The following is a 24,935-nucleotide window of genomic DNA, read 5'->3' as shown; positions in this document are numbered from 1 at the left end:
GCGACGCATGACCCTGAACGGGAATCTTTACCGCCGACCGGACGTTGACCGGATGACGACGACAGCGACACCTGTCCTGTGGGCGACAAGCCCGGGAGGCACGATTCATGAGTGAGCGAGCTCTTCGCGGCACGCGCCTCGTGGTGACCAGCTACGAGACCGACCGCGGCATCGACTTGGCTCCGCGCCAGGCCGTGGAGTACGCATGCCAGAACGGACATCGTTTTGAGATGCCCTTCTCGGTAGAGGCGGAAATCCCGCCGGAGTGGGAGTGCAAGGTCTGCGGGGCCCAGGCACTCCTCGTAGACGGCGACGGACCTGAAGAGAAGAAGGGGAAGCCTGCGCGTACGCACTGGGACATGCTCATGGAGCGCCGTACTCGAGAAGAACTCGAGGAGGTCCTGGAGGAGCGCCTTGCGGTTCTCCGGTCAGGAGCCATGAACATCGCGGTGCATCCGCGGGACAGCCGCAAGTCCGCCTGACGGTGAACTGAACAACACCGCACACAAAGGCCGGGAGCACTGCTCAGCAGTGGTCCCGGCCTTTGTGTTGTCTTGCTTTGACGCTGCTCTACGCGCCGGACCTCAGCGGGGCGGCAGCTGCGGGTCGTCCGGGTGCGCGCCGCGGGCCGGCCGCTCGTCGTCCCTGATGACCTCGCCCTGGACGACCTTGCCGTCAGGGCGGTGCATGCGCGCCTGCTGGAAGGCGTCACCGAGGCTGCCCTGCGAGGCCTCGCGGACCTTGCGCTCGAACGTCTTCTCCGCCGTACGACTGACGGCCTTCTGAATCGGCGGCACCAGCAGGAGCAGCCCCAGGACGTCGGAGATCAGCCCCGGCAGGATGATCAGCAGGCCGCCCAGCATCGTCAGGGCGCTGCCGCCGCCGCGCTCGGAGGGATGCGGCGCCAGGCCGCTCTGCTGCTGTTGCACCGCCTCGCTCAGCTCGCGGAAGGCGCGGCGCCCGGCGTGCTTGATGACCATGCCGCCGAGCACGACACCGGCCACCAGGAGCAGGAACACCGTGAGCCCGCCGGCGGCGCCCGCCACTACGGTGAGCAGCCAGATCTCCAGGACCAGCCACGCGGCGATGCCGAGCGGCAGGAACCTCAGGACGCGGGAGCGCCGGGGCCGGGCGGGTCGGGTGGGCGGTACGCCAGTCGTCATGGCTCCAGTGTGCCTGGGCCCGGCTCAGACCGGCATAAAGGGATGATCAACAAGAAGGCCGCTGGAACGACGCCCGGCAGCCCCCACGGCCCTTCTCAGAGCTTCTTGCGGCCCTTCGGGGACTCCTGCGCCTCTTCGGCGTCCTTGCGCCCCAGGGCGCGGCCCACGCGGCCCACCCGCTCGCCCACACCCCATGCCGTGACCCGCCACAGCGCCTCGGCCACGATGTCCTGGCTCATCTTGCTGTCGCCGAGCTCCCGCTCGACGAAAGTGATCGGCACCTCGACGACGTGGTAGCCCGACTTGATCGCGCGGCGGGCCAGGTCGACCTGGAAGCAGTAGCCCTGCGAGGCGACCTCACTGAGGCCGATGCCTTCGAGGGTCTCGCGGCGGAAGGCGCGGTAGCCGCCCGTGACGTCGCGGATCGGCACGTCGAGCATCAGCCGGGAGTACGTGCTGCCGCCACGCGAGATCATCTCGCGGTACTTGGGCCAGTTGACGATCCGTCCGCCCGGCACCCAGCGCGAGCCGAGGACGAGGTCGGCACCCTTGAGCGCGGTGAGCAGCCGGGGCAGCTCCTCGGGCTGGTGGGAGCCGTCGGCGTCCATCTCGACGACCACTCCGTAGTCGTTGTCCAGGCCCCACTGGAAGCCCGCGAGATAGGCCGCGCCGAGGCCTTCCTTGCCCTTGCGGTGCAGTACGTGGACGTTCTCGTCGTCGACCGCGAGCTCGTCGGCGATCTTGCCGGTGCCGTCGGGGCTGTTGTCGTCGGCGATGAGGATGTGCGCCTCGGGCACGGCGACCCGGACCCGGCCCACGATGGACTGGATGTTCTCCGCCTCGTTGTAGGTCGGAATGATCACCAAGGCCAGGCCGAGCGGGCCGAACTGCCTCCCCTGGTCACCGGTTTCGGAGACCGCACCGCCGTCGTTCACTACTGCCCCTTCGTTCGTACGCAGAGGACCACCATAGTGGCCTCTTCCCGCACGGCCACGGCGGCACGGGCGGTTGAGGGGAGTACTGCGGATCGGGGCCCGGCACCCTTCGGGCCGACCTGGGGCCCGCTGGCTGCGGGTCGACCGAGAGCCGTTGTCTACTGAGCGTCCGGGCCCCACCCGGGTCACACCTGCCGGCCCGGTGGAACGTTCCCTCGCGTCCGCGACGCGGGCGCTGGACCTGGCTCCCAGTGGTGGTGCGCCGGTGCGGCACACCACCCATGGCCCAGCGGCGTTCGACGGCTGCGTGGAGGTTCTCCGGTCGGACGTCCTTTGGTGGACCCGGCCGAACCTACCCGCCGACGGCCGCGTTCTGTCAATAGCCGTTTGACCTGGGACTATTCCAAAGAGCGCCAGGTCAGTGGCGAGGATACGCAGGTCGTGCGACGCGCCAACGGACCGCGATCGGCGGTACGCACCGCCGGGACATCACTCTTCCGGCCCTACGTACACCGTCTTTCCGAAGACCACCGTGCGCAGGCAGACGGGGAGTTCGGCGCCGGGGGTCAGGTCGGGCAGGCCCGGCGTACCGGAGCGCGGATCGGTCGACCAGCGGGCGACCCGGTCGTCCGGCGCCTGGACCACGAGATCCGCGGTCCGCCAGACGGCGTAGTCGGCCGGTGCTCCCGGCACCAGGACGCCCGCGTCGTCCCGGCCGATGGCCCGCCAGCCGCCCCGGGTGTGGGCGGTGAACGCGGCGCGCACCGAGATGCGGTGCTCCAGGTTCTGATGGAACGCGGCGGCCCGGACGGTGCCCCAGGGGTCGAGCGGGGTGACGGGGCTGTCGGAGCCGAAGGCGAGCGGGACTCCGGTGCGCAGGAGTGCCGCGTACGGGTTGAGGGTGCGGGCCCGTTCGGCGCCGAGGCGCTGGACGTACATGCCGTCGTCGCCGCCCCACAGGGCGTCGAAGGCGGGCTGCACGGAGGCGGTGAGGCCGAGTTCCGCGAAGGCCGCGATCGTCTCCGGGGTGAGCATCTCGGCGTGCTCGACGCGGTGCCTCGCGCCGCGGACGCGGGCCAGGCCGACCTTCTCGGATGCGGCGCGGATGCCCTCGACGACGGCGGTCACCGCGGCGTCGCCGATGGCGTGGAAGCCTGCCTGGACCCCCGCCTCGGTGCAGGCGATGACGTGCGCGGCGACGGCGGCGGCGTCCAGATGGGCGGTGCCGGTGTGGGCGGAGTCGGCGTACGGCTCGTGCAGCCAGGCGGTGTGCGAGCCGAGGGATCCGTCGACGAAGAGGTCGCCCGCGGCGCCGATGGCACCCAGTTCCTTTGCGCGGGCGACGCCTTCCTCGCCCTGCTGTGCCCAGTAGCCGACGACGCGCGGACCGGCCTCCTCGGCGGCGAGGCGCAGCAGCCCGGCGAAGTCGTCCTCACTGGAGATCTCGGGGCCCGCGCACTCGTGCACGGACCCGATGCCGAGGGACGCGGCACGGCTCAGGGCCGCGCGCTGGGCCTCGGTGCGCTGCTGCGGGGTGACCGCGTCGAGCGCGGCGGCGCGCACCCCGTGGTGGGCGTCCGCGGTCAGCGGTGCGTCCGGGTGGAAGCCGGTGCGCCCGGCGATGCCGGGGACGAGGTCGAGCAGCGCCGTGGTGACGACGGCCGAGTGGACGTCGATGCGGGAGAGATAGAGGGGACGGCCGCCGGCCGCCTCGTCGAGTTCCGCGCGCGTGGGCGGACGGCCGCCCGGCCAGCGGGCCGCGTCCCAGCCGTGGCCGAGGAGGACGCGGTCGTGCGGCCGGGCCGCGGTGTGCGCGCGAACGAGAGCGAGCGCGTCGTCGAGGGTGCGGGCCCCCGACAGGTCGAGTCCCGTCAGGGCAAGGCCGGTCGACGTGGTGTGCACATGCGCATCGGTGAACGCGGGGGTGACGAGCGCCCCTTCGAGGTCGACGACCTCGTCCACACCGTCGGCGAACGCGTCGGCGGCGCCCTCGGACCCCACCCAGGCGACGTGCCCGCGTTCGACGACCATGGCCGTGGCGAACGGATCGGCGGGGCTGTGGACGTCGCCGCCGCGCAGCAGCACGGTGCGGTGGCCCTGAGGGCCGTTCTGGGGGGTGGTGCTCTCGCTCATGGAACCAGTCTCGCCCCTCCCCCCGCGCGCCTCGCGCACGGGGCTCCCGCGGGCGGCTCAGACCTGCGGGGGCCGGGCCTCGTACGGGGTGGAGAGCACGACCGTCGTGCGCGTGGAGACACCGGCGAGTGCGCGCAGGCGGCTCAGCAGGTGTTCGAGCTCCAGGGGCGTCGCGACGCGCACCTTGAGGATGTAGTTCTCGTCGCCCGCCACGCTGTGGCACGCCTCGATCTCCGGGACGCCCGCGAGGCGTTCGGCGATGTCGTCCGGTGCGCTCGGGTCGAACGGCTTCACCGAGATGAACGCCGTGAGCGGCAGCCCGACGGCTTCCGCGTCCACGACCGCGGCGTATCCGCGGATGACGCCGCGCTGCTCCAGGCGGCGCACACGCTGGTGCACGGCCGATGTGGACAGGCCCGTGGCCTTGCCCAGGTCGGTGTAGCTCATCCGCCCGTCCTTGACGAGCAGCTGCACGATCTGTCGGTCCAGCTCCTCCATGCGCCGAACCTACAGGGCTCTTGATCCCTCCGGATACCGGTAGGCGCGACGGCGGCAACTTCTCCGGGCATGTGACGAACGCCACATACCTGCGACCGTGTCCAAAGGGATGCCACGATTACCTCTACGACGGGACGGGAAGTGCTTGCTGTGGTCGAGGCCGCAGCGCCTTCTCGGCCCACCCAAGGGGGAGAATCCCATGCAGAACTTGAAGCGCCCCGGTCGCCCTGCCCGCAGCAAGCAGCAGCGCTCCGATGAATCCGCGTCCGCACTCGTGCCGGAGGGCGTCGAACCGGCCGACACCGAGTTCGACGAGTACGACACCTTCGAGATGTACCGGGTGACGTGCCCCGACTGCGCGCAGCCGATCGCGCTCCTGGCCGACGAGGACGTCCTGCCCGAGCACGCGCTGTGCGCCACGCGGTGGAACCCGTTCGGGCTCACGGTGTGCCCCGGCACGGGCCGCGCCGCGGCCGACGCGGAGCCCGCCGACGAGACGATGGAGGCTCAGGAGCAGGACACCGCCCTGCTCCTGACGCTCCCTCAGGGACTCGACTGGCGCACGCAGCCCTTCTCGCACGTCGGCGGCCAGGGCTCGCGCCCCCGTCGCGTGCCCGAGCAGGACCGGCGCTCAGCGGCCTGACGGGCTACCAGTAGCTGCCCTGCACCATGGCCGCCAGGCTGGCGTGGTGCAGGATCAGCATGTCCGGGTCCTCGGGGACCTCGGCCTCACCGAAGTGCACCTGGCGGTAGGCGACGCGCAGCATGACGACGGCGTGCCGCAGCGCCGCGTACAGCGTGTGGAAGTCCATGGACCGCGGTGTGTGGCCGGTGAGTTGCGCGTAACGCTCCTCGATGTGGTCGCGGCGCAGGAAGCCGGGCAGGCCCTCCTGCCCGAAGCTCACCGTCAGGTCCTGGAAGAAGCGGTGCAGATAGACCATCCAGCCGAGGTCGACCTCGCGGGGTGCGAGCGCCGCCATCTCCCAGTCCAGTACGGCCACGGGGTCGAAGCCGTCGTAGATGACGTTCCCGATGCGTGCGTCGCCCCAGTTGAGGACGGGCTCACCCTCGTCATCGGGCCACCACTCGTCGAGTCGGCCGAAGGCGCTCTCGATGAGGGGCGAGCGGGGCAGGCCGTCGACCACCCATTCGTAGTAGGCGCGTTGGGCGGTCACATGACGGCGCAGCGGGCCGCCTTCGCCGGGCAGGGCCAGGAACTCGGCCTCCCCGACCGGCACTTGGTCGTGGAGGTGGGCGATCAGGCGGATAGAGGCCTCCTCCAGGTGCGCGCGTTCGGCGTCACTCGCCGCGTGGAGCCAATTCCCCTCGTACGTATAGGGCATGACGTCCGGCGGCACGCGCCCCTCGACCCGCTCCATGACGAAGAAGGGCGCCCCGAGCGGCCCCGCGTCCTCCTCCAGCCACAGCACACGCGGCACGGGCAGGTCGGTGCGCTCGGCGACGAGCCGCATCGTGCGGTGCTGGCGCGGCAGGTCGTAGACCGGGAAGATCGTGTACGCGGCCGGGTCCGCCGCCACGCGCAACGCACAGGCCCGCAGCGGTGGTTCGGGGTGCTCGATGTCGAAAAGGAGGGTCTCGCTCGACATGCCGTTCGACTCGGGGACCCGCACACCGGTGGCCTTGGCGCCGGGCAACCGGGTGCCGAGCCAGGCCGTGAGCCTGCGGGCCAACTCCTCCGGGTCGCGGGTGGTGGTGCGGGGACGCGGTGCTGTCGCCATCGCGGAGCTCCTCTCAAGAAGCCGCAGGCCTCAGGGGGCCACGGAGTCGAAGCCGGTGAAGCCGCTCGGGTCATGACGGCCGAAGCTGCCGTGCTCGAAGATGCCGTATCCGGTAAGCCCGTTGAGGGTGAACCGGGCGGCGTGGTCGATGACTCCGTAGGCGGCCATCGGGTGCGCCGCCGGATCCGACAGGTCGTACGCGCGGCGGTCGGTCCAGCCCCGCCCCTGCCAGGTGCCGTGCTGCCAGTCGTCCGCCGGCGGATAGCCGGCGCCCACGGCGAGCGGCAGGGAGGCGAGGACCTCCACGCCCAGCTCCAGCGGCTTGCGGCCCTCGGGGTCGGTGAGGTGGATGACGGCGCGCTCGGGGTGCCGGGTGCCGGAGCGGTAGGTGATGTCGGCCTGGGGCCAGCCGAGTTGACGGTCGCGCACCCCGGGCCGCACAAGTGTGGCCTCGTTGAGGGAGCGGTAGCCGTCCGCGTCCTCCTGGGCGATGACCATCAGGAAACGGTCCTCGAAGCGCACCGGGCTCCAGATCCAGTGGAAGCCCTCGGTACCGAACTCCTCCTCCAGGCGCCCGCGTTCCTCGCCGGGTATGGGACGCACCCCCCAGCTGCGGTCACGGGTCGCGGTCCACTCCCCCGCCGTCACGGGGACGTCCTCGCCGCCGACGCGGATCACCCCGGCGCAGCCGCCCGCCTGGACGAAGCGGCGCCCTTCGAGGGAGAGCCGGTCGCCGCGCCGCTGGATGTGGTGCGGCTCCCAGAGGGCGGGGAAGGAGGCGGTCCACGTGATGTCGTACGAGAGGGATTCCGGGTCGTCGGGATCGGCGGCGCACGTCAGGCGCAGCCGCTTCAGCGGTTCCTCGACGGTGATGGTCAGGGGGCCGACGGAGAGGTTCATCCGGTCGTCGCCTAGCGCGTCCGACGCGCGTACGGCGTGGAGCGTATCCCCCCTGCGCAAGGTGGCGTACGCGTCGATCACACCGACGTTCGGATAGACGCCGAGCCCGAGGATGAGGAGCGCTCGCCCCTCGTGGTCGAAGAGATGGAAGATGCAGCGGTCGTAGGCATTGCGGTCGCCCGTCGCGACCTGCTTCATGGACAGCGGCACTTGATGGATCGGGTACTCGTCGAGCGGGGCGGGGCGGTCGTCTGCCACGGCAAACCTCCCTGGGCACAAGGCAGTTGGCGGGCGCGGGGCGGATGCCAAGCCCCCGACGCGGAGTTGACGGTACGTCAGACAACGCGACGGAGCCAGACACGTGTCAGCGCGCGTTCAGCGGCCCTGAGCCCGCCCGGAACGCGGCGCCGCGGGGCATCACGGGGCACTCCCCCGGACTCCGCACGGTCTTGCCACGAACTGACACTCGAATCCGACGGGCGGTGACTTGTCCCCCTCGGCGCGCGTTGGCCCCGTATGACCACCCCCACGCCGACGCCCATGGCGCACCCGCCGACCGGCCGCCGCAGGCGCACCCTCCTGACGGCTCCCCCGCCCGACGCAGAATCGGTTCCCCAGCGGCCTCAGCGGCCCCAGCAGCCCCCGTATTCCCAGTACCCCCAGCAACCGCACCAGCAACAACACCCGCACCAGCAACAACCACAGCAGCAGCCGCAGCCCCAGCCGCCACACGTGCAGGATCCGCCCATCTACCGCGCGCTCATCCGGAACTGGGCCGAGCGGGGCAAGACCCTGCCCGGGCGCCACGACCCGGAGTGGGTGCGGCTCGCGGCGCCTCCGGTCAGGCTCGGGCAGTTCAGCGCGATTCGGGACCCGCGAGGTGACGGGCGATGACCATCCGCTGGATCTGATTGGTCCCCTCGACGATCTGCAGCACCTTCGCCTCGCGCATGAAGCGCTCCACGGAAAAGTCCGCGGTGTAGCCATAGCCGCCGAGGACCTGCACGGCGTCCGTCGTCACCTTCATCGCGGCGTCCGTGCACAGCAGTTTGGCCATGGCCGCCTGCTTGGAGAACGGCCGCCCCGCGTCGCGCAGCCGCGCCGCTGAGAGATAGAGCGCCCGGCCCGCCTCGATCTGCGTCGCCATGTCCGCGAGCATGAAGCGAAGGCCCTGGAAGTCCGCGATAGGCCGCCCGAACTGCCGCCGCTCGGTGGCATACCGGAGCGCCTCGTCCAGCGCCGCCTGCGCCACGCCGATCGCACAGGCCGCGATGCCGAGCCGACCCGAGTCGAGCGCGGAGAGCGCGATCGCGAAGCCCTGGCCCTCCTCACCGATGCGGCGGGCGTCGGAGACCCGTACCCCGTCGAAGTTGATCTGGGCGGTGGGCGAACCCTTCATGCCCATCTTCTTCTCGGGCGCCGCCGCGTTCAGGCCTTCGGCGTCGCCCGGCACCAGGAACGCCGAGATGCCGCGGGCGCCTTCGCCGCCGGTGCGGGCGAGCACGGTGTAGAAGTCGGCGACCCCGCCGTGCGTGATCCACGCCTTCGTGCCGGTGATCACCCAGTGGTCGCCGTCGCGGACAGCCTTCGTCCGCAGTGACGCGGCGTCCGAGCCGGACGCGGGCTCGGAGAGGCAGTACGCGCCGAGCAGCCCGCCGCCGAGCATCGCGGGGAGGTGCTCGCCCTGCTGCTCCTTGGTGCCGTAGTTCGCGAGTGCGTGACAGGACAGGGAGTGGACGCTGACGCCGAGGCCGACGGTGAGCCGCGCCGCGGCGAGCTCCTCGATGACCTGGAGATAGACCTCGTACGGCTGGTCGCCGCCGCCGAATTCGGAGGCGTACGGAAGCCCGAGCAGTCCGGACTCGGAGAGGAGGGCGAAGACCTCGCGCGGGAAGCGCCCCGCGTCCTCCTCCTCGGCCGCGCGGGGAGTGATCTCCCGCTGGACGAGTTCACGGACGAGCGAGAACAGATCCCGCGCCTCGTCTGTGGGCAGCTGACGGTCCACCGGCTGCTGCAAGGTTCGCTCAGGCATGGCGATCGCATCCTCCATCTCGGCACTGCGGCGGACCCGCGGGGTAGTGCGGCGCCACCGTGTCTCACGGCCCGGCCGATGGCGCCCCTCCGGGTCGCGGAAGGTGCTGTGACCAGCGGCTGTGGCGCTTGAGTATGCCCGATCGGCGGCAGCCAGTCACTAGTTAACGACCGCTTACTCAAAAGATAACCGACGCCCGCAAGAGGGGCCCGGAATTGGTCCGAACCATTGACCCCACTGGTCTAGTCCTCCTAGAGTCCAGCCGAACGCCTTTCCGCGTTCATGCCAATTCAAGGTTCACCGATGCCCCCATGGCATCCGCAGGTCAACAGCACCACTCCCCCCATGCGCCCTCTCCCCCCACGAGGAGAAACGATGCTCAGACCGCACCTCCCCCGCGCCCCCTTCAGGGCACTCATCGCCACCGCGTGTTGCGCCGTGCTCGGCGGGGGTCTGCTCGCCGGCGCGGGCACCGCAGCCGCGGGCCCCGACACCGGCTCCGCCAAGGCCGCGAGCTCCGAGGCAGCCGCCGGTTCCAAGGTCGTCGGATACTTCACGGAGTGGGGTGTCTACGACCGGAACTACCACGTCAAGAACATCGAGACGTCCGGCTCGGCCGACAAGCTCACGCACATCAACTACGCCTTCGGCAACGTCCAGGGCGGCAAGTGCACGGCCGGCGACGCCTACGCGGCGACCGACAAGGCGTACACCGCCGACCAGTCCGTGGACGGCGTCGCCGACACCTGGGACCAGGACCTGCGCGGCAACTTCAACCAGCTGCGCAAGCTCAAGAAGCTCCACCCGGACCTGAAGGTCCTGTGGTCCTTCGGCGGCTGGACCTGGTCCGGCGGCTTCACCGAGGCCGCCAAGAACCCGGCCGCCTTCGCCCAGTCCTGCTACGACCTGGTCGAGAACTCCAAGTGGGCCGACGTCTTCGACGGCATCGACATCGACTGGGAGTACCCCAACGCCTGCGGCCTGACCTGCGACACCAGCGGGCGCGCGGCCTACAAGGACCTGATGTCCGCGGTGCGCTCGAAGTTCGGCGCCGGCAACCTCGTCACCTCGGCCATCCCGGCCGACGCCGAGGAGGGCGGCAAGATCGATGCCGCCGACTACGCGGGGGCCGCCCAGTACGTCGACTGGTACAACCCGATGACGTACGACTACTTCGGCGCGTGGGACGCGAAGGGCCCGACCGCCCCGCACTCACCGCTGAAGGCGTACGAAGGCGCGCCGAAGGCGACCTGGAACACCGACTCCACGATCAAGAAGCTCCAGGGTCTCGGCGTTCCGTCCGACAAGCTGCTCCTCGGTATCGGCTTCTACGGCCGCGGCTGGACGGGTGTCACGCAGAAGGAGCCCGGCGGCACCGCCACCGGGGCCGCCGCGGGCAAGTACGAGGCGGGCATCGACGACTACAAGGAACTGAAGACCAAGTGCCCGGCCAACGGCACGGTCGGCGGGACCGCGTACGCGCACTGCGGGAACGACTGGTGGAGCTACGACACCCCGGCGACCATCGCGGGGAAGATGGACTACAAGAACCGGGCCGGTCTGGGCGGCACCTTCTTCTGGGAGCTCAGCGGCGACACGGCGGACGGCGAACTGATCAAAGCGATCAACTGATCAAGGCCATCAACTGATCCACCGTACGCGGGCGTTGGGGCGGGTGCCGGACGGCTCCCGCCCCTTCCTCATGGCCGCGGCGGGGCCGGGAAGGCCGGCTCGAACTCCTCGATGACGCGCAAGGTGTCGCCCAGCGTCCGCACGAGCAGGTCACAGACGGTCTCGCGTGTCAGACCCCGCTGCCCGATCCAGTCGAGCGTGACGCCCTCGACGCTGCACAGCCAGCCGAGCAGCGCCGTGCGCGCCAGCTCCGGGATGTCGCGGCGGCCGTACGCCCCGTCGGCGATCGCCCCGATCAAGGCCTCGCGCACGCCGTCGCGTATGGCGTGCACCTCGGCGTCGAAGCCGACGCCGCCGCTGATGATGGTGCGGTACGCCGCCTGATGGTGTTCGGCGTAGCGGAGATAGCCGTCGATGGTGCCGCGCACACGCTCCGCGGGCGGCAGGTCGTCGTGGCGCCCGGCGCGCGCGACCAGTTCCGCGACCGAGTCCTCGATGATCGCGAGGTAGTAGCCGCGCTTGGACTTGAAGTAGTAATAGATCAACCCCTTGGCGACGCTCGCCTGCTTGGCGATGTCATCCATCGACAGGGCGTCGTACGACGTGTCGGCGAACAACTTCCGCCCGATGGTGATGAGTTCGGCGCGGCGCGCCACGGATCGGTCGGTGCCGCGCGCCTGCGGACGCGTGTCCACCGGACGTTCGGCGCCGCGCTGTTGACTATTATTCAATTTCGGCCCTAGTCTCCAACTGCCTCGGGTATGCGCAGTATGGCAGAAGCACGCCACCTGCCGGTTCTGCGTCCGAAGGCGCTCTCTCACGCACTCCCCCTACGCACGTGGACGACGTACGGGAGGAAGACTCATGAGCGCAGCGCGTACCCCTTTGCGCGAGGGCAGAACCTCCTGGAAGAAGACGGCCGTCGTGGCCCTGCCGGCCGTCCTGGCCGTCGGTGCGATGGCCTCCGTGATGGCCGAGGGGGCGCTCGCCGCCTCCTTCGCCGTCTCGGGCACCAGCTTCCAGGTGTCATCGGGCAAACTCACCAGCAAGGGCCTGTCCTCCTACGTACAGACCGACCGGGACATCGACGGCAAGGGGCACCCGGTGGCGCTCCTCGGGATCGGTGACGCCACTCTGTCCGACATCTGCCAGGCCGCCGAGGTCAAGACCCCGGTGGGCACCGTGGTGTTCAAGCTGACCGCGGGCGGCCCGGCGGGCGAGGTCACCGCGAGCAATCTCATCATCGACGGCGAGGACCTGGAGGGCGACGCCCGCTTCGGCACGGCCGAGATCGGCCGGGACGCGTCGAGCCTCGACGAGGTGTCCGGGATCCAGGGCGAGAAGGGGAAGTTCGGGCTGCAGGCCGGGGACATCACCGTCTCCGGGGTGAAGTCCCACGCCTGGTCGGCGACCGGCGGGAACTTCCGGCTCAAGGGCATGAAGCTCGACGTCAGCATCGGCGGCAAGAAGTGCTTCTGACCGGCGGCCGGAGGGCCGGTGTCAGAGCGTGGGGCAGAGACGGCGGCGGCTGGCTCGACGAACGCCTGCCGCTGCGGGAACCACGCCGGGTGCTGCGCGGATGGCGGCGCACCCGGCCCTTCTGGGGCGGCCTGCTGCTCGTCCTGGGCGGCGCCGAGCTGCTCCTCGTGCCGTTGTCGCCGCTGACTGTCCTGGTCAGCCTGGGGCTCGGCGGGCTCGCCGCGATCGGCATCGGGCTCGCCCTGATCGCCGCCGGGATCTTCCTGTGGCTGCTGCCGCACGCCCACCACTACGTGAGCGTCAACGCCCTGATCCTGTCCGTGCTTTCGTTCGCGGCCACGAATCTCGGCGGGTTCCTGGTGGGCATGGTGCTCGGCATCATCGGCAGCGCGATGGGCTTCGGCTGGACGCCGGTGCCCGAGGGCGCCGAAGAGGACGCCGAGCGGCCGAAGGTGCGGGACGGGCAGGGCACGCGGACGCTCGGCGTGCTGCTTCCGGTGGTCATCGTCGGGGCGACGCTGTGGGGCGGGACTCCGGCGAGGGCCGCCCCCGCCGACGCGATCGTGGCGGCGCGGACTCCGCCGACGGTCACCACCACGCTGTTCTCGCCGCAGGGCTTCACCCTGGCCGGTGTGCGTGAGATCCCCACGGCCGACGGGCCGTTGAAGGTCATGGTGCTGCGGATGAAGGCGGCCTCGCTCACCGACTACCGGCTGAAGACGCGTGACGGCAGCAAGGAACTCGCCCTGGGCGCCGACACCTTGGACCTCAGCGGCTCCGTCACGCTCTATCTGACCAAGTTCAAGGGCTGCCTGGAGGGGCTGCTCTGCATCACCTTCACGCCCGACAAACTGCCGGTGCCGCCCGTCGTGCCGCCGTTCGTCTTCATGACCGACGTACAGGCCGAACAGGCCCTGGTCACCTCGGACCTGATCGTCGCCGGCGGACTCACCCTGAAGGCGTCGGCATGATCCAGATTCAGGCGGCCCTCTTCTGGGCGTACGCGATCGGGGCGACCTTCGCGCTCTCCGCGGGGCGGCAGCTCCAGGTGTGGGAGCGGATCAACGCGGGCGAGGGGCCGCGGACGCGCAGCCGCGCCGCCAATCCGTATCTGGCGCTCACCGCGCTCTTCGCGGCGGTCCTGCTGGTACCGACGGGGCTTTTCCTGCTCTGGCAGAACCCCGCGTGGACGACGATGCACGTCGCGCACGGGCACGACGGCGTGTGGGCGGGGTTCGTGCTCTTCTACGCGGGCGGGATACCCGTCGCCGCCATCATCGGGTTCCTGGTGGCGCAGGGGTTCGTCCTGGTGGGGGCGGGCTACTGGGCGTATCTCCAGTGCGTGGGCGGGTACTTCCTGCTCTTCGGGACGCTGGTCCACGGCTGGGACGGCAGGGGGTACGAGCGGTTCTTCTCCGCCGAGGCACGGGACTTCGCCGGCTGGCGGCAGGACAGCGTGGTCAACCACGTACTGGATTTCCTGACGTCCGGGACGTTCCTCGCGCTGCTGATCTTCGGCGCGGCCGTGATCGGCACGATGATCCTGACGGAGATCGGCTGGCTGATGGAGGGCTGGTCGCTGCCCGGCGCGGACGAGGACCGCAAAGTGCACCGGTTCCTGGCGATCGCCATCGCGGCGGCCGGGGTCTACGGCCTGCCGTTCGCCGGCGCGCTCGTCGCGAGTGTCCTCGCCCGCCTGCTCGGCGGGTGGATCGGCCTGCCGCTCTTCGCGGTGATCGCGGGGTTCACGCTGCTGTCGCGGCGCTCACCCGTGCGCTGGCTCTACGGCCTGGTGGGTGTTCCGCACCGGCACTGGCGGGCGGATCTCGATCCCGGTCCGGAGCGCCCAGGTCACGAGACCGGGGTCACAGCAGACCGGTCTGCGTGACGAGCATCGCGAGGACGACGACGAGCGTCCAGCCGAGGACGTGCTCGAGCACCTTCGGGCCGTCTTCCTCGGGGCCGCCGGTGCGCGTGGTCGCCCGGGGCTGTGCGGTGGCAGTGGCTGTGGCAGCGGTCATGGCATCACTCGATACGTATGCGTCACGCCCTGGGGCGTGACGTCCGGCAGCGGACTCCCCCCACTGACCCGTCCACCTTGCCATCGGATCCGGCCTTCTCGGGCGAGAGCTTGGTCACTCATGCGTCGCATCCCGTACAACTCGGGCTGCCGGATATGCGTCTCACTACGCGTGGTGGGGCACACCCCCAGGCGCATCCCCACCGCCTCGTCAGCGCAGCCTTCCGACCGAAAGGTTCTCGATGAGCACGTACCGGACGCCTCGCCGCAGAGCGCGGCTCGCCCTCGCGGCCGCCGTCACCGTGACGGCGGCTCTCACCGGCACGGTGTCGCAGGCCGCGCCGTCCGCGACCGGCACACCCACGCCCGGCGCGCCCGGCCTGGGCGACCCGATGTTCCCGCTGGACGGGAACGGCGGCTACCGGGTCGACCGCTACACCCTGGACTTCGACTGGCAGGCCCCGAAGACGCCGTTCGAGGCGACGGCGACGATCAAGGCCACCGCCACCCAGTCGCTCTCCCGCTTCAACCTGGACTTCGGGGGCAACACCCTGCACGGGGTGAAGATCGACGGCTCGGCCGCGGGCACGTCCCGCGCCGGGGACGAGCTGACGGTCACGCCCAAGTCCCCGATCGCGAAGGGCCGTACGTTCACCGCCAAGGTCACGTACACCGCCGACCCGACGCAGACGCGGCACCGTGACGACGCCATCGAGGACTACGGCTGGATACCCACCGCCGACGGCACGGTGGTCTATCCCCAGCCGAACGGCGCACGGCTGATCTTCCCGGCCAACGACCACCCCAGCCAGCGGGCGCCGATCACCTTCCGCATCACCACGCCCAAGGACCTGACGGCGGTGGCGAACGGCAAGCTGGTCGACAAGGCCGAGCGTCCCGGTGACCGGGTGCGCTGGACGTACGACTCCGAGCAGCCGCTGTCCACGCAGCTGGTGCAGATGGCGATCGGCAAGTTCAAGCTGGTCGACGGCGAGGGCCCGGGCGGGCTCCCGCTGCGGGACGTGGTCCCGGACGCGCTCGTCGAGCCGACCGCGGAGTACCGGAAGCTCACCCCGGACCACCTGGCCTGGCTCCAGGAGAAGCTCGGCCCCTACCCCTTCAACCGCTACGGCCTCCTGGTCGGCGACACGGATCTGGGCGTCGCGCTGGAGACCCAGACGCTCTCCCTCATCCCGAAGGCCGACCTCCTGGGCACGAAGGTCGACGCCGAGCGGAACATGGTGCACGAGCTGACCCACCAGTGGTTCGGCGACAGCGTGGCCCTGAAGAGCTGGTCCGACCTGTGGGTCAGCGAGGGGCATGCCCGCTTCTACGAGCGGATGTACTCCGAGGAGCACGGCGGCGACAGCTTCGAGGCCGCCATGAAGACGGCGTACGCGGCGCACGACCAGTGGCGCAAGGACTACGGCGCCCCCGCGGAGCCCACGGAGCCGAACCTCTTCAAGCGCATGCGGTACGACGGCTCGGCCCTCGTCCTGTACGCCCTGCGGGAACAGGTCGGCAACGCGACGTTCGAGAAGATCGAGCGGGCGTGGGTGAGCGGCTTCCGCGGAAAGACCGCGAGCACCCAGCAGTACATCGACCTGGCGTCGAAGGTCGCCGGGCAGGACCTGGAGGGCTTCCTGCACCCGTGGCTGTACGGCTCGAAGACACCGCCCATGCCGGGGCACCCGGACTGGGTGGTGACTCCGCCCCAGGGCTGAGGCCCGTGACCACCGGAGTCCGTCGTCTGGCGGCGGCGTTCGTGTGAAGAACGCCGTCGGGCGCTTGTGCGACGGCATCCGCCCGTGATCCGGGGTTACGTTGGGCGCCCGTCGAGCTGGGAGGTCTCATGTCCGACCACGAGCAGGAGCACGAGCGGCAGCGAACCGAGTTGCTGGGCACGGAGATGCGCGAGGCGACACTGCCCGACGGCACGCGGGCGGTGATCGTCGTGAAGGCCGGCACACCCCAGGCCGAGGTCGACGAACAGGCGTCCAGAATGCGCCGGAGCACACCCGAGGCGAAGTAGCCCGGCCCCGATGACGGCCCCTCCCGCAGGCGCGGGAGGGGCCGTCATGGTGTTGTCAGCAGCCCCCAATAGGTCAGGCCCATGGCTCAGGCCCACATTCTCCTTGGCTAATGATCGGACCCGGCTCGTCGGTTACGATCCCCGGGAGCTTCGCTTGGACCGGGGCGGATTGTGTGGGTGATCCACCTCCGCTCCCGCGGCCACGGCGTGACTCGCGTATTGCCCGAGAGTGCCCTGGTCAGCACCGCTCAGTGGAACCAGGTCATGAACTGAACATGCTCTGCGGCCTGCCGCGTACAGCAGTCAGGCCACGGGAGGGAGAGCCGTGTCCGGTAGCGACCTCACGGTCGACTACGAGTTCTTGAGTAGTTGCGAACGCCAACTCGGCAACCTGCGCTTGACGTTCAAGAACATCGAGAACCGCCGTGACGACATGGAGAAGCACTGGGGCGCCGGGAACATCGCGGGCGCCATGGGCGATTTCGTCGACAACTGGGACGACTACCGCACCAGGCTCATCGAAGGCCTGGAATCGACCGGCAAGCTCGTCGCGGAGACGAAGAAGTCGTTCGAGGCCCTGGACGACGAACTCGCCAAGCAGAGCAAGGGGAAGGGCAAAGGCGAGGGGAAGGGCAAGTGACCACCGCGGCATCGAAGCGCCGCCCCGTCGACTGGGCCCCACTGTGCGCGACCGACCCCGTTCCCGGCGATCCGGAGGAGATCCGGGCAGAGGTCCGGCACATGGTCTCGGTCGCCGAGAAGCTGCGCACGCAGGCGAAGAACCTCAAGGCCATCTCGGACGAGGAGAGGCTCAAGGGAAAGTACGTCCAACGCCTGCGCGAGGACTCCGGCACGCTGGAGAAGCACATGCGGGAGGTGGCCTCCCGGTACGAGCGGGTCCACGGACACCTCACCAAGTGGGCGAACAAGCTGGAGGACCACCAGGACGACGCCGACCGGATTCTGCGCGAGGCCAAGGAGAAGCACGCGGAGGTCGAGCGGGAGAAGGCCAAGGACGCCGAGAAGACGGACGAGGACAAGAAGCCGAACCCGCCGGCGAGCGACGGGCCCACTGACGACCCGCTGCAGACGTACAGGAGCCGGCTGGACGCCGTCACGGGGAACCGCGACACCGACGCCAGCACCTATGCGGGCAAGATCAACGATGAGATCGACGACGTCATCGAGGACTCGTGGTGGGACGACGTCAAGGGCTGGGCCCATGACTACGCGGACGAGATCAAGGCTTTCATCGATGTTCTTGGCTGGGTGGCGACGGCGGCAGGCTTCCTGGCACTCGCCATTCCCGGTCTGAACTTGCTCGTCCTGGGCATCGCGGCGCTCACGATCGGACTCAGACTCCTCTTGGTGGCATCCGGAGACGCCACCTGGACGGATGTCATCTTCGACGTCGTGGGCGGACTGCTCGTCGTGGGCGGCCTCGGGGCCGCAGCGAAGCTCGCCAGCGGCGCCAAGGCCACCGTGGGCGCTGCTCAGGCCGCCCGGACCGCCGGCCTGAGCAGAGGACTCAGCGGCGTCAAGGGCGTCATGGACGACATGGGCCGGATGATGACCAAACTGCCGGAAGGCCAGGGGCGCCAGGCCCTCGGTGGGGCCAGAAACGCCATGCGCAAGTCCATTTCCCAGAACGTCGGTCTGGTTGCCAAGGGGCCGCTGAGGGTCAGCCCGCTGTCGACGCTGGTGCACCTCGGCGACAAGGAGATGGCCGGCATGGCGAAGATGTTGCAGGCGAACAAGGCCACCTTCCCGGAGGCCGCGGGGGCCGCCGCGGACAAGGCGTACAAGTCCTACCAGGCGGGGCTCGGCATCGCCTGGACCGGCATGGGGATGGACGTCGCGGACAAGGCATTGGGCAAGAGCGACCTGACAACCTTGACCGAAGAGAAGTTCGGAAGCGGCGAGAAGCCGTACAACGCGGCGTACTCGGACTGGAAGGACAACACCCTGAAGCCCGCCCCCGACACCCACTGGTAGCGATACGGATTCCTGGAGCGACGTATCCCCCGGCCCGTCCGCACCGCACCCCTGAGGAATGACCATGGACCTGTACTCGGCGCAACGCATTGCCGAGGCCGAAGCCGGCCGCACCGGTCTCGGCACCGGCCCCAACCGACGGCTCCGGCTGACCCTGTTCATCGGTATGCCGCTGTTCCTGCCGGTGTTGGGGATCATGATCCTGGTGCCGAAGTCCCTGGCGAACGACGTCCTTTACGTCTATGAGGCCGGGATCGTCGGCTGTCTCCTTCACTATGTGTGGGTCTTCGTGAAGTTCCCCCGGTACGCAGGCCGTCCGCCCTACCTCACCCGGGATCTCGCCATGGGCGGCGGCTTCTTCCTGCCCTCGCTGTTCTTCGGTTTCTGGCCGGGCATGATCGCCGCTCCGGTCTGGGCGCTCTTCGTTGGCGTCGCCTTTGGCGTGGAAGCGATGCGGGGGCGCCATGAGCAGCGCTGAGCACCGCCGGGCCCCGACCGGCTTCAACCTGGTGCCGCCGCCCGGCTGGGACGCGATTCCACTGGACACGGGCACCCAGGAAGCGATGGACCGTATCGTCCGCAAGGCCGTCGCTCAACTGCCTGTGGGCTTTCCCAAGGACGACATCCCGAAGGCCCGGCTGAAGCTCACCCAGGAGATGAAGAAGGTCGTCCGCCGGGCCAGTGCCAAGGGCGGGATGACTCTCTATCTCCCCACCGAACGCCTCCACGGCGTCGCGCTGCCCGTCTCGATCGTCGCCTCCGAACCGATCGAGATCCCGCGGGTCAGGCCCGAGAGCGGCCCGGAAGCGGTCCTGCTCGCGCTCGCCTCCGAGACTCCCGGAGCCCAGATGCGGGAGCTCGACGACACCGCGGCCCTGCGGTCGGAGCGGGATGTCCCCGCCGACGCCGCCCAGGGCGTCGACGTGGCTCACCGCCAGGTCGAGTACTTCGTGCCGATCCCGGACAGCGCCCCCGACCAGTACCTCGCCTTCTCCTTCAGTGCCCTGATCGCGCCCGGCTCGGACCCCGCCTTCTACGACACCCTCGTGGAGCTGTTCGACGCCGTCATGAGCACCTTCCGCTGGAGCTATGCCTGAAGGCTCCCTTCTGCCGCGCCCCCGACGAAAGAGACCCCTCATGTCCGAAGGCACCCTGTGGAGCACCGACCTCGGCGCCCCGCTCCACATCGATACGGATGCCAACCCAGGCCTCTGGGGCTATCTGCACCTGCAGATCGACAAGAAGACCTTCAAGGAATGGCTCGACCTGCACTTGACCGGCCTGGCCGCCGTCCACAACGTCGAACTCACCCGCAAGCTCCGCAAATTCCACAAGGTCTTCTACGAGCAGACGCTGACGACACTCCGGGACAAGCTCAAGGCCGACGAGGCGTTCATCTACCACCCCGTTCCGCTGACCAGCATGCCGCTGGTGGTGCACGCCACCCGCATCCACTGCGAGGCCCCCGACGCGGCCTCCTGTGAGGGGCTCACCGCGCCCACCGTGCCGCACCCGGACATCCCCGAGTGGCAGCAGCGATCCGGCAGCATTGCCTTCGCCTCGCCGTATCTGGGCGAGGACGGGGTCCGGGTCACCCGTTCCTACCCCGCGGACAGCACCATCATGATGACCTCGGTGACGTACCACTGGCACACCCCTCCCGGCCTCCCCGACGTCTCCCTCCGCGGGCACCACGACGATCCGGAAGTGATCGCCGCGGCCCTGGAGCCCCTGGACGACTTCGCGCGGACGCTCCGGCTTCCTGGGACGGCTCGATAGCGGCTCAATGGCAGCACGCACGAAGGCCCCCTCCCCACGCGTGGGGAGGGGGCCTTCGTGCGTGCTGCCTCAGTGGATCCCCACGCCCGCCAGCGCCGCCTTCTGCTTCGCGGAGAGCTTTGTCGGGAAGTACAGGTAACAGACGCCTCCCGTGCCGGAGACGACCTTGCCCGTGGAGTTGTAGCGCTTCGTGCGGAGCCAGATGTTCTCCCACTCGCGCCGCTTGTAGACCCGGCGCACCGCCTCATTGGTCGGTGAGGCGGGGTCGTTGGCGATCACGTCGCCCGTCGACGTGAAGCCGATCACCGTCATCAGATGGCCCGCCGTGCCGTAACCGGCACCCGTCAGCTCCTCCTTGAGGAACGACTGGGACGTTATGGCCGGGATGCCCGCGGCGATCAGCGACTCCAGCTCGGTGAGCGAGGCGAGACGGGTGACGACGCCCTGCATGTCCTTGTACGTCGACGCGTAGGCCGCGTTGAAGGGCCAGTTGCCGCAGCCCGCGTACTGGTAGTCGAAGGTGTACCGGGCCGCGTGGCACACCTGCGGGTCGGCGTAGGAAGGGTCGACCCAGGCGAGGTCGGCCTCGGTCGGCCCGCGGCCCCAGAACTCGATGATCATCTGCGAGGAGGTGGGGCTGCACCAGGCCTCGCCCCCGTTGTCGTACTCCGGATACTGGCCCGCGTGGATCTCCTGCGAGTAGCGCGGGACCTTCAGCTCCTTGGTGAGGCCCGGCCTGGACGCGGGGACGGTGAAGCGGTCGGGGACGGCGGACGCCATCGCGCCGAGCCGCCACACCGTGGGGGTCTCCGTGGCGCCCGGCTTGCGGTACAGGGTCAGACGCAGCTTGTACGACGTGAGGCGCAGGCCCGTCGTCGTGTCGTCGATGGAGAAGGTGTCCGTCCAGATGCTCGACTTTCCGTCGCTCTGGTCGTCGAGCGACGTACGGCGGATGTCCTTCTCCTTGTCGTCGCCCGAGGTCCAGCGGCCGAGGACGTACCAAGGAGTCTTCTTCTTGTCCGAATACGTTCCCTGGAGCTCGACCTGGAGCCACGTGCCGGTGGGCGTGCGGGCGTTCCAGGAGGCGACGACCTCCGTCGCGGGGACGTCCGGACGGTGCACGGGCGAGGTCCACCGGGCGTACTCCCAGGTGGCGGTCTTGCCGGTGTGCGGATCGGCGTAGTCGATGCGGCCTGCCGCCTCGGCGATCTGCACGCCGGGACGGGATCCGGCCACGGCACGGGTGCCGTCGGCGGTGCCGGCGCTCCAGTCCGCGTGCGAGGTCCAGAAGCGGTTGCTCACCGGGCGCTTCGCGCGCGGAGCGGCGCCGGGGCCGCCCGATGCGAGCGCCGGGCCCGCGGTGGCGGCAAGCGCCGCCACGGCCGCGGCGGCGGTGAGGACGGTTCTGCGGGACATGTCATCAGCTCGGTCCATGGCGGGACCCCCAGTCGACGTGGGTTCCGGAGGGTTCCGGAAGGGGCAGGTCAGGTGCAGGGCGGTAGGCCAACTATGGCCGCTCCACGCCGACTTCTGCCAGCGCTTCGACCACCACCGTGTCCGCCAATATTGGCCTCGACCACTGGCGTGAGCTGCGACGGCGCGCGGAGCGGGGGATTGAGCACCCGTACGCTTGAGGCGATGACCGCACACGCCACTCCCCTGTCCCGCGTCGCGGCGGAGCTGCGGCGCCTGCCGACCTCCTGCGGCCCCGTCCGCCTCGTGGCGGTCGACGGGCACGCGGGCTCCGGCAAGTCGACCTTCGCCGACCGCCTCGCCGGCGCCCTGGGCGGTGCGCCCGTCCTGCGCCTCGACGACATCGCGAGCCACGACGCGCTGTTCGACTGGACGGAGCGGCTGCGGCGGCAGGTCATCGTGCCGCTCTCACGGGGCGAGAGCGCGCACTACGAGACGTACGACTGGCATGCGCGCCGGTTCGGCCCCCAGTGCCGCACCCTGCCGCCCGCGCCCGTGGTCCTCGTCGAGGGGGTGGGCGCGGGCCGCCGGGCGCTGCGCCCGTTCCTGGCGCGGCTGCTGTGGATGGAGCTGCCCCAGGGCGAGGCTTGGGTCAGGGGGCGCCACCGGGACGGTGCGGTCCAGAGCGACTTCTGGGACGGCTGGGAACCCGCGGAGCGCCGGCACTTCGCGGAAGACCCTTCGCGCCCCTTTGCCCAGTCTTTGGTGCGACAGTGGCGTGAGGGTTATGAGGTGCTTCAGGGACCCAATGGGGCGGCTGCGCAGAGCCAAACCGTCACGCAGGGTGACGGACCGTCGGCGGTCCGCTGAACCTCGCAAAGAGCGCTCCCAGAAGTTCGCGCCAGTTTTCATGAGTGCCTCAACTCGGCTTGACCGAGGGCCCTTACAGGACTTACGTTCTGAATGTGCGGCCTTTCGAGGTCGCCCGCAGACGCGAAGCCCCCGGTTGTTCCCCCGTGATCGGGGGCTTCGTTCTGCCTCCCGACCTCGCATTTCGGACGCTGCGAGCCGTCATTCACTCACCCTGGGTGACGATGCCGTCCCCTTCACCTGCTCGATCCGGCGCTGCGGCACCCTACGGCCGAGTGCTCCCCCGCAGGTACGATGCCTTTCGGTGCGACTTACGGACGGCTGCTCGGCGCACCGCTTCAACGTCCGTCCGCAGCACGGCGGTTCAGCGAAGTTGCCGACGGGCACCGGTCCGGCGGTACACAAACGGGGGCACGGTTTGTGGGGGACGTGATGGACTTCGACGCGGTGGGCTCACCCGCCCCGGCCGACCTCGCCTGGCTGAGGGGCGTCGACGCCTACACGATGGGCGCCTATCCGCAGGCGGAGGAGGAGTTCCGGGCCGCGGTCCGGATGGATCCGGGGATGGCCGACGGCTGGCTTGGACTGCACGCGCTGCGCATCGACACGACGACGGCGCTCCTGCGGATGTTCCAGCACCGGGACAGGTTCGGGGAACAGCGCACCCGGCACGGGCGCACGCTCAATTCCTGGTACTGGCTCGGCTGGTGGGTGCAGCCGGTCCTGGAGAGCACGCGCGACCTGCTGCTCGCGCACGCCTCGCACTGGCTCGACGGCCGTCATGTCCCGGAGCTCGACCGGGCGTTGGCGGGGCTGCCGCCGGTCGACGCGGATCCGCAGGTGCGGTTCCTGCACGCCTGCCGGTCCTATCTGGTCAAGGACTGGGAACAGTTGGTCCGGCACACGGACTCACTGATCGACGACGCGATGCTGGGCATCGAGGCGGGTCTCTTCGGAGGCATGGCCCGCGTACGCCTGGAGATGTACGGCCAGGCCGAGCCGCTCCTGTCCTCCGCCCTGATGCGGTGCCGCAGCGAGCAGCCGCAGCGCAAGGAGCTGCGCTACTGGCTGGCCCGCGCGCACGAGGGCACGGGCCGTTCCGCGGCGGCCCTGCCCCTCTACCGCGCGGTGCACCGGGTGGACCCCTCCTTCATGGACACCTCCGCGCGGCTGGCGGCGATCTCCGAGGGCGACGGGTACGACGAGGTCACCGACCTGGCGGCGATCGCCCTGGCCGGCTTCGGGCAGGACGCGATGGACGGCCCCGACGGGATCGATCCGCTCTTCGGCACGGAGGGCCGCGACCTGAAGGTCACCGAGCCGGAGCTGCCGTCCACCGGCGGCCCCTCCGAGACCGACTCGGTGCGCGAGAAGGCCGTGATCCCCATCCAGCCGGGACTGCCGCAGCTGCCGCCGGGGCCGACCGACCCCGCCCTCCTGGAGGCCGCGCTCGCCGAACTGGAGGGGATGGTCGGCCTCGAACCGGTCAAGCGGCAGGTCAAGGCCCTCTCCGCGCAGTTGAACATGGCGCGCCTGCGTGCCGCGCAGGGGCTGCCCGTGCAGCCGCCGAAACGACACTTCGTTTTCTCCGGCCCCTCTGGCACCGGCAAGACCACCGTGGCGCGCATCCTGGGGCGCGCGTTCTATGCGCTCGGCCTGCTCGGCGGCGACCACCTGGTGGAGGCGCAGCGGGCCGACCTGGTCGGCGAATATCTGGGCCAGACCGCCGTGAAGGCCAACGAACTGATCGACTCGGCGATCGGCGGCGTCCTCTTCGTGGACGAGGCGTACTCCCTGTCCAACACGGGGTACGGCAAGGGCGACGCGTACGGCGACGAGGCCCTCCAGGTCCTGCTCAAGCGCGCCGAGGACAACCGCGACCACCTGGTCGTGATCCTCGCGGGCTACCCCGAGGGCATGGACCGCCTCCTCGCCGCCAACCCCGGCCTTTCGTCCCGCTTCACGACCCGCGTGGACTTCCCCTCGTACCGCCCCCTGGAGCTCACCTCCATCGGAGAGGTCCTGGCCGCCGACAACGGCGACGTCTGGGACGAGGAGGCGCTCGACGAGCTGCGCTCCATCAGCGGGCACGTCGTCGACCAGTCCTGGATCGACGAGCTCGGCAACGGCCGCTTCCTGCGCACCCTCTACGAGAAGAGCTGCGCCTACCGTGACCTGCGGCTCTCCGGCTATCCCGGCCAGCCGAACCGCGACGACCTGTCGACCCTGCGGCTGCCGGACCTGATGCAGGCGTACGGAGAGGTGCTCTCGGGGCGAGGGCCGCAGAACCCGCCGGGTATCTGACACCCGGGGCC

The 24,935-nt window shown here is 70.0% G+C and carries 25 protein-coding genes; 15 read left to right on the top strand and 10 right to left on the bottom strand.

Annotation, left to right across the window (positions count from 1 at the left end; all coding sequences use genetic code 11):
* Positions 1-107 precede the first annotated feature (107 nt).
* Positions 108-482, top strand: coding sequence for an RNA polymerase-binding protein RbpA (locus OG302_RS34535; RefSeq protein ID WP_030360404.1), 375 nt, complete (start codon positions 108-110; stop codon positions 480-482).
* Positions 483-584: 102 nt separating this feature from the next.
* Here the strand turns inward: OG302_RS34535 and fxsA are convergent, their stop codons facing one another.
* The 4 genes from fxsA to OG302_RS34515 all read right to left on the bottom strand — a co-directional run bounded on the left by fxsA (position 585) and on the right by OG302_RS34515 (position 4,729).
* Positions 585-1,163, bottom strand: a complete 579-nt coding sequence (fxsA, locus tag OG302_RS34530) for an FxsA family membrane protein (protein WP_371530344.1) — start codon at positions 1,161-1,163, stop codon at positions 585-587.
* Between the two features lie 95 nt (positions 1,164-1,258).
* Positions 1,259-2,098 (bottom strand): polyprenol monophosphomannose synthase, encoded by an 840-nt coding sequence (locus OG302_RS34525; protein ID WP_371530343.1) that lies wholly within the window; start codon positions 2,096-2,098, stop codon positions 1,259-1,261.
* 489 nt (positions 2,099-2,587) lie between these two features.
* Entirely contained in the window at positions 2,588-4,231 is a 1,644-nt protein-coding gene (locus OG302_RS34520) for an amidohydrolase (protein WP_371530342.1), read from the bottom strand.
* Positions 4,232-4,288: 57 nt separating this feature from the next.
* Positions 4,289-4,729, bottom strand: a complete 441-nt coding sequence (locus OG302_RS34515) for an Lrp/AsnC family transcriptional regulator (RefSeq protein WP_160503714.1) — start codon at positions 4,727-4,729, stop codon at positions 4,289-4,291.
* 199 nt (positions 4,730-4,928) lie between these two features.
* Between OG302_RS34515 and OG302_RS34510 the strand changes: the two genes are divergently transcribed.
* Complete coding sequence (locus OG302_RS34510; RefSeq protein ID WP_371530341.1) at positions 4,929-5,372, top strand: hypothetical protein; 444 nt, start codon at positions 4,929-4,931, stop codon at positions 5,370-5,372.
* Positions 5,373-5,376: 4 nt separating this feature from the next.
* Here OG302_RS34510 and OG302_RS34505 read toward each other — a convergent pair whose 3' ends face one another.
* From OG302_RS34505 to OG302_RS34495, 3 genes are all read right to left on the bottom strand, one after another.
* A complete protein-coding gene (locus OG302_RS34505; protein ID WP_371530340.1) occupies positions 5,377-6,468 on the bottom strand; it encodes a phosphotransferase family protein in 1,092 nt (363 codons plus the stop codon).
* A gap of 30 nt (positions 6,469-6,498) precedes the next feature.
* Positions 6,499-7,626, bottom strand: coding sequence for a hypothetical protein (locus OG302_RS34500; RefSeq protein WP_371530339.1), 1,128 nt, complete (start codon positions 7,624-7,626; stop codon positions 6,499-6,501).
* Positions 7,627-8,224: 598 nt separating this feature from the next.
* Positions 8,225-9,400, bottom strand: a complete 1,176-nt coding sequence (locus OG302_RS34495) for an acyl-CoA dehydrogenase family protein (protein ID WP_371530338.1) — start codon at positions 9,398-9,400, stop codon at positions 8,225-8,227.
* A gap of 375 nt (positions 9,401-9,775) precedes the next feature.
* Here OG302_RS34495 and OG302_RS34490 point away from each other — a divergent pair, with 375 nt between their 5' ends.
* Positions 9,776-11,032, top strand: a complete 1,257-nt coding sequence (locus OG302_RS34490) for a glycoside hydrolase family 18 protein (RefSeq protein ID WP_371530337.1) — start codon at positions 9,776-9,778, stop codon at positions 11,030-11,032.
* Positions 11,033-11,100: 68 nt separating this feature from the next.
* Here the strand turns inward: OG302_RS34490 and OG302_RS34485 are convergent, their stop codons facing one another.
* Entirely contained in the window at positions 11,101-11,763 is a 663-nt protein-coding gene (locus OG302_RS34485; RefSeq protein WP_371530336.1) for a TetR/AcrR family transcriptional regulator, read from the bottom strand.
* A gap of 133 nt (positions 11,764-11,896) precedes the next feature.
* On the opposite strand from OG302_RS34485, the gene OG302_RS34480 reads away from it, so the two are divergent.
* Genes OG302_RS34480 through OG302_RS34470 form a run of 3 tightly spaced genes read left to right on the top strand, consistent with a single transcriptional unit; the run spans position 11,897 to position 14,399 of the window.
* Positions 11,897-12,511: a DUF6230 family protein gene (locus OG302_RS34480; RefSeq protein ID WP_371530335.1), complete on the top strand. Its 615-nt coding sequence runs from the start codon at positions 11,897-11,899 to the stop codon at positions 12,509-12,511.
* The gene (locus OG302_RS34475; RefSeq protein ID WP_371530334.1) at positions 12,502-13,482 is read left to right on the top strand and encodes a DUF6114 domain-containing protein; all 981 of its coding nucleotides are present in this window, start codon (positions 12,502-12,504) and stop codon (positions 13,480-13,482) included. The genes OG302_RS34480 and OG302_RS34475 overlap by 10 nt, the downstream gene beginning before the upstream one ends.
* Complete coding sequence (locus tag OG302_RS34470) at positions 13,479-14,399, top strand: hypothetical protein (RefSeq protein WP_371530333.1); 921 nt, start codon at positions 13,479-13,481, stop codon at positions 14,397-14,399. The genes OG302_RS34475 and OG302_RS34470 overlap by 4 nt, the downstream gene beginning before the upstream one ends.
* On the opposite strand, the gene OG302_RS34465 is transcribed toward OG302_RS34470, so the two are convergent.
* Complete coding sequence (locus OG302_RS34465; protein ID WP_371530332.1) at positions 14,377-14,532, bottom strand: SCO1431 family membrane protein; 156 nt, start codon at positions 14,530-14,532, stop codon at positions 14,377-14,379. The genes OG302_RS34470 and OG302_RS34465 overlap by 23 nt on opposite strands.
* Before the next feature lie 241 nt (positions 14,533-14,773).
* On the opposite strand from OG302_RS34465, the gene OG302_RS34460 reads away from it, so the two are divergent.
* The 7 genes from OG302_RS34460 to OG302_RS34430 all read left to right on the top strand — a co-directional run bounded on the left by OG302_RS34460 (position 14,774) and on the right by OG302_RS34430 (position 20,337).
* On the top strand, positions 14,774-16,255 hold the full coding sequence (locus OG302_RS34460; RefSeq protein WP_371530331.1) for a M1 family metallopeptidase: 1,482 nt from the start codon (positions 14,774-14,776) through the stop codon (positions 16,253-16,255).
* Between the two features lie 128 nt (positions 16,256-16,383).
* Complete coding sequence (locus OG302_RS34455; protein WP_371530330.1) at positions 16,384-16,563, top strand: hypothetical protein; 180 nt, start codon at positions 16,384-16,386, stop codon at positions 16,561-16,563.
* 325 nt (positions 16,564-16,888) lie between these two features.
* On the top strand, positions 16,889-17,203 hold the full coding sequence (locus tag OG302_RS34450) for a hypothetical protein (protein WP_371530329.1): 315 nt from the start codon (positions 16,889-16,891) through the stop codon (positions 17,201-17,203).
* The gene (locus OG302_RS34445; protein ID WP_371530328.1) at positions 17,200-18,558 is read left to right on the top strand and encodes a hypothetical protein; all 1,359 of its coding nucleotides are present in this window, start codon (positions 17,200-17,202) and stop codon (positions 18,556-18,558) included. The genes OG302_RS34450 and OG302_RS34445 overlap by 4 nt, the downstream gene beginning before the upstream one ends.
* Positions 18,559-18,622: 64 nt before the next feature.
* Complete coding sequence (locus OG302_RS34440) at positions 18,623-19,036, top strand: hypothetical protein (RefSeq protein ID WP_371530327.1); 414 nt, start codon at positions 18,623-18,625, stop codon at positions 19,034-19,036.
* Positions 19,023-19,655: a hypothetical protein gene (locus tag OG302_RS34435; protein WP_371530326.1), complete on the top strand. Its 633-nt coding sequence runs from the start codon at positions 19,023-19,025 to the stop codon at positions 19,653-19,655. The genes OG302_RS34440 and OG302_RS34435 overlap by 14 nt, the downstream gene beginning before the upstream one ends.
* A 40-nt stretch (positions 19,656-19,695) precedes the next feature.
* On the top strand, positions 19,696-20,337 hold the full coding sequence (locus tag OG302_RS34430; protein WP_371530325.1) for a hypothetical protein: 642 nt from the start codon (positions 19,696-19,698) through the stop codon (positions 20,335-20,337).
* 69 nt (positions 20,338-20,406) lie between these two features.
* Here the strand turns inward: OG302_RS34430 and OG302_RS34425 are convergent, their stop codons facing one another.
* Positions 20,407-21,771, bottom strand: a complete 1,365-nt coding sequence (locus OG302_RS34425) for a peptidase C39 family protein (protein WP_371530324.1) — start codon at positions 21,769-21,771, stop codon at positions 20,407-20,409.
* 204 nt (positions 21,772-21,975) lie between these two features.
* Between OG302_RS34425 and OG302_RS34420 the strand changes: the two genes are divergently transcribed.
* Both OG302_RS34420 and OG302_RS34415 read left to right on the top strand, forming a co-directional pair.
* On the top strand, positions 21,976-22,620 hold the full coding sequence (locus OG302_RS34420; protein ID WP_371530323.1) for a uridine kinase: 645 nt from the start codon (positions 21,976-21,978) through the stop codon (positions 22,618-22,620).
* A gap of 432 nt (positions 22,621-23,052) precedes the next feature.
* Positions 23,053-24,924: an AAA family ATPase gene (locus OG302_RS34415; RefSeq protein WP_371530322.1), complete on the top strand. Its 1,872-nt coding sequence runs from the start codon at positions 23,053-23,055 to the stop codon at positions 24,922-24,924.
* Positions 24,925-24,935: the final 11 nt, after the last annotated feature.

It is taken from the genome of Streptomyces sp. NBC_01283 (assembly GCF_041435335.1).
GTDB lineage: Bacteria > Actinomycetota > Actinomycetes > Streptomycetales > Streptomycetaceae > Streptomyces.
Note: the sequence above shows the minus strand (reverse complement) of the source record. Positions and strands in the feature narration are given on the sequence as shown.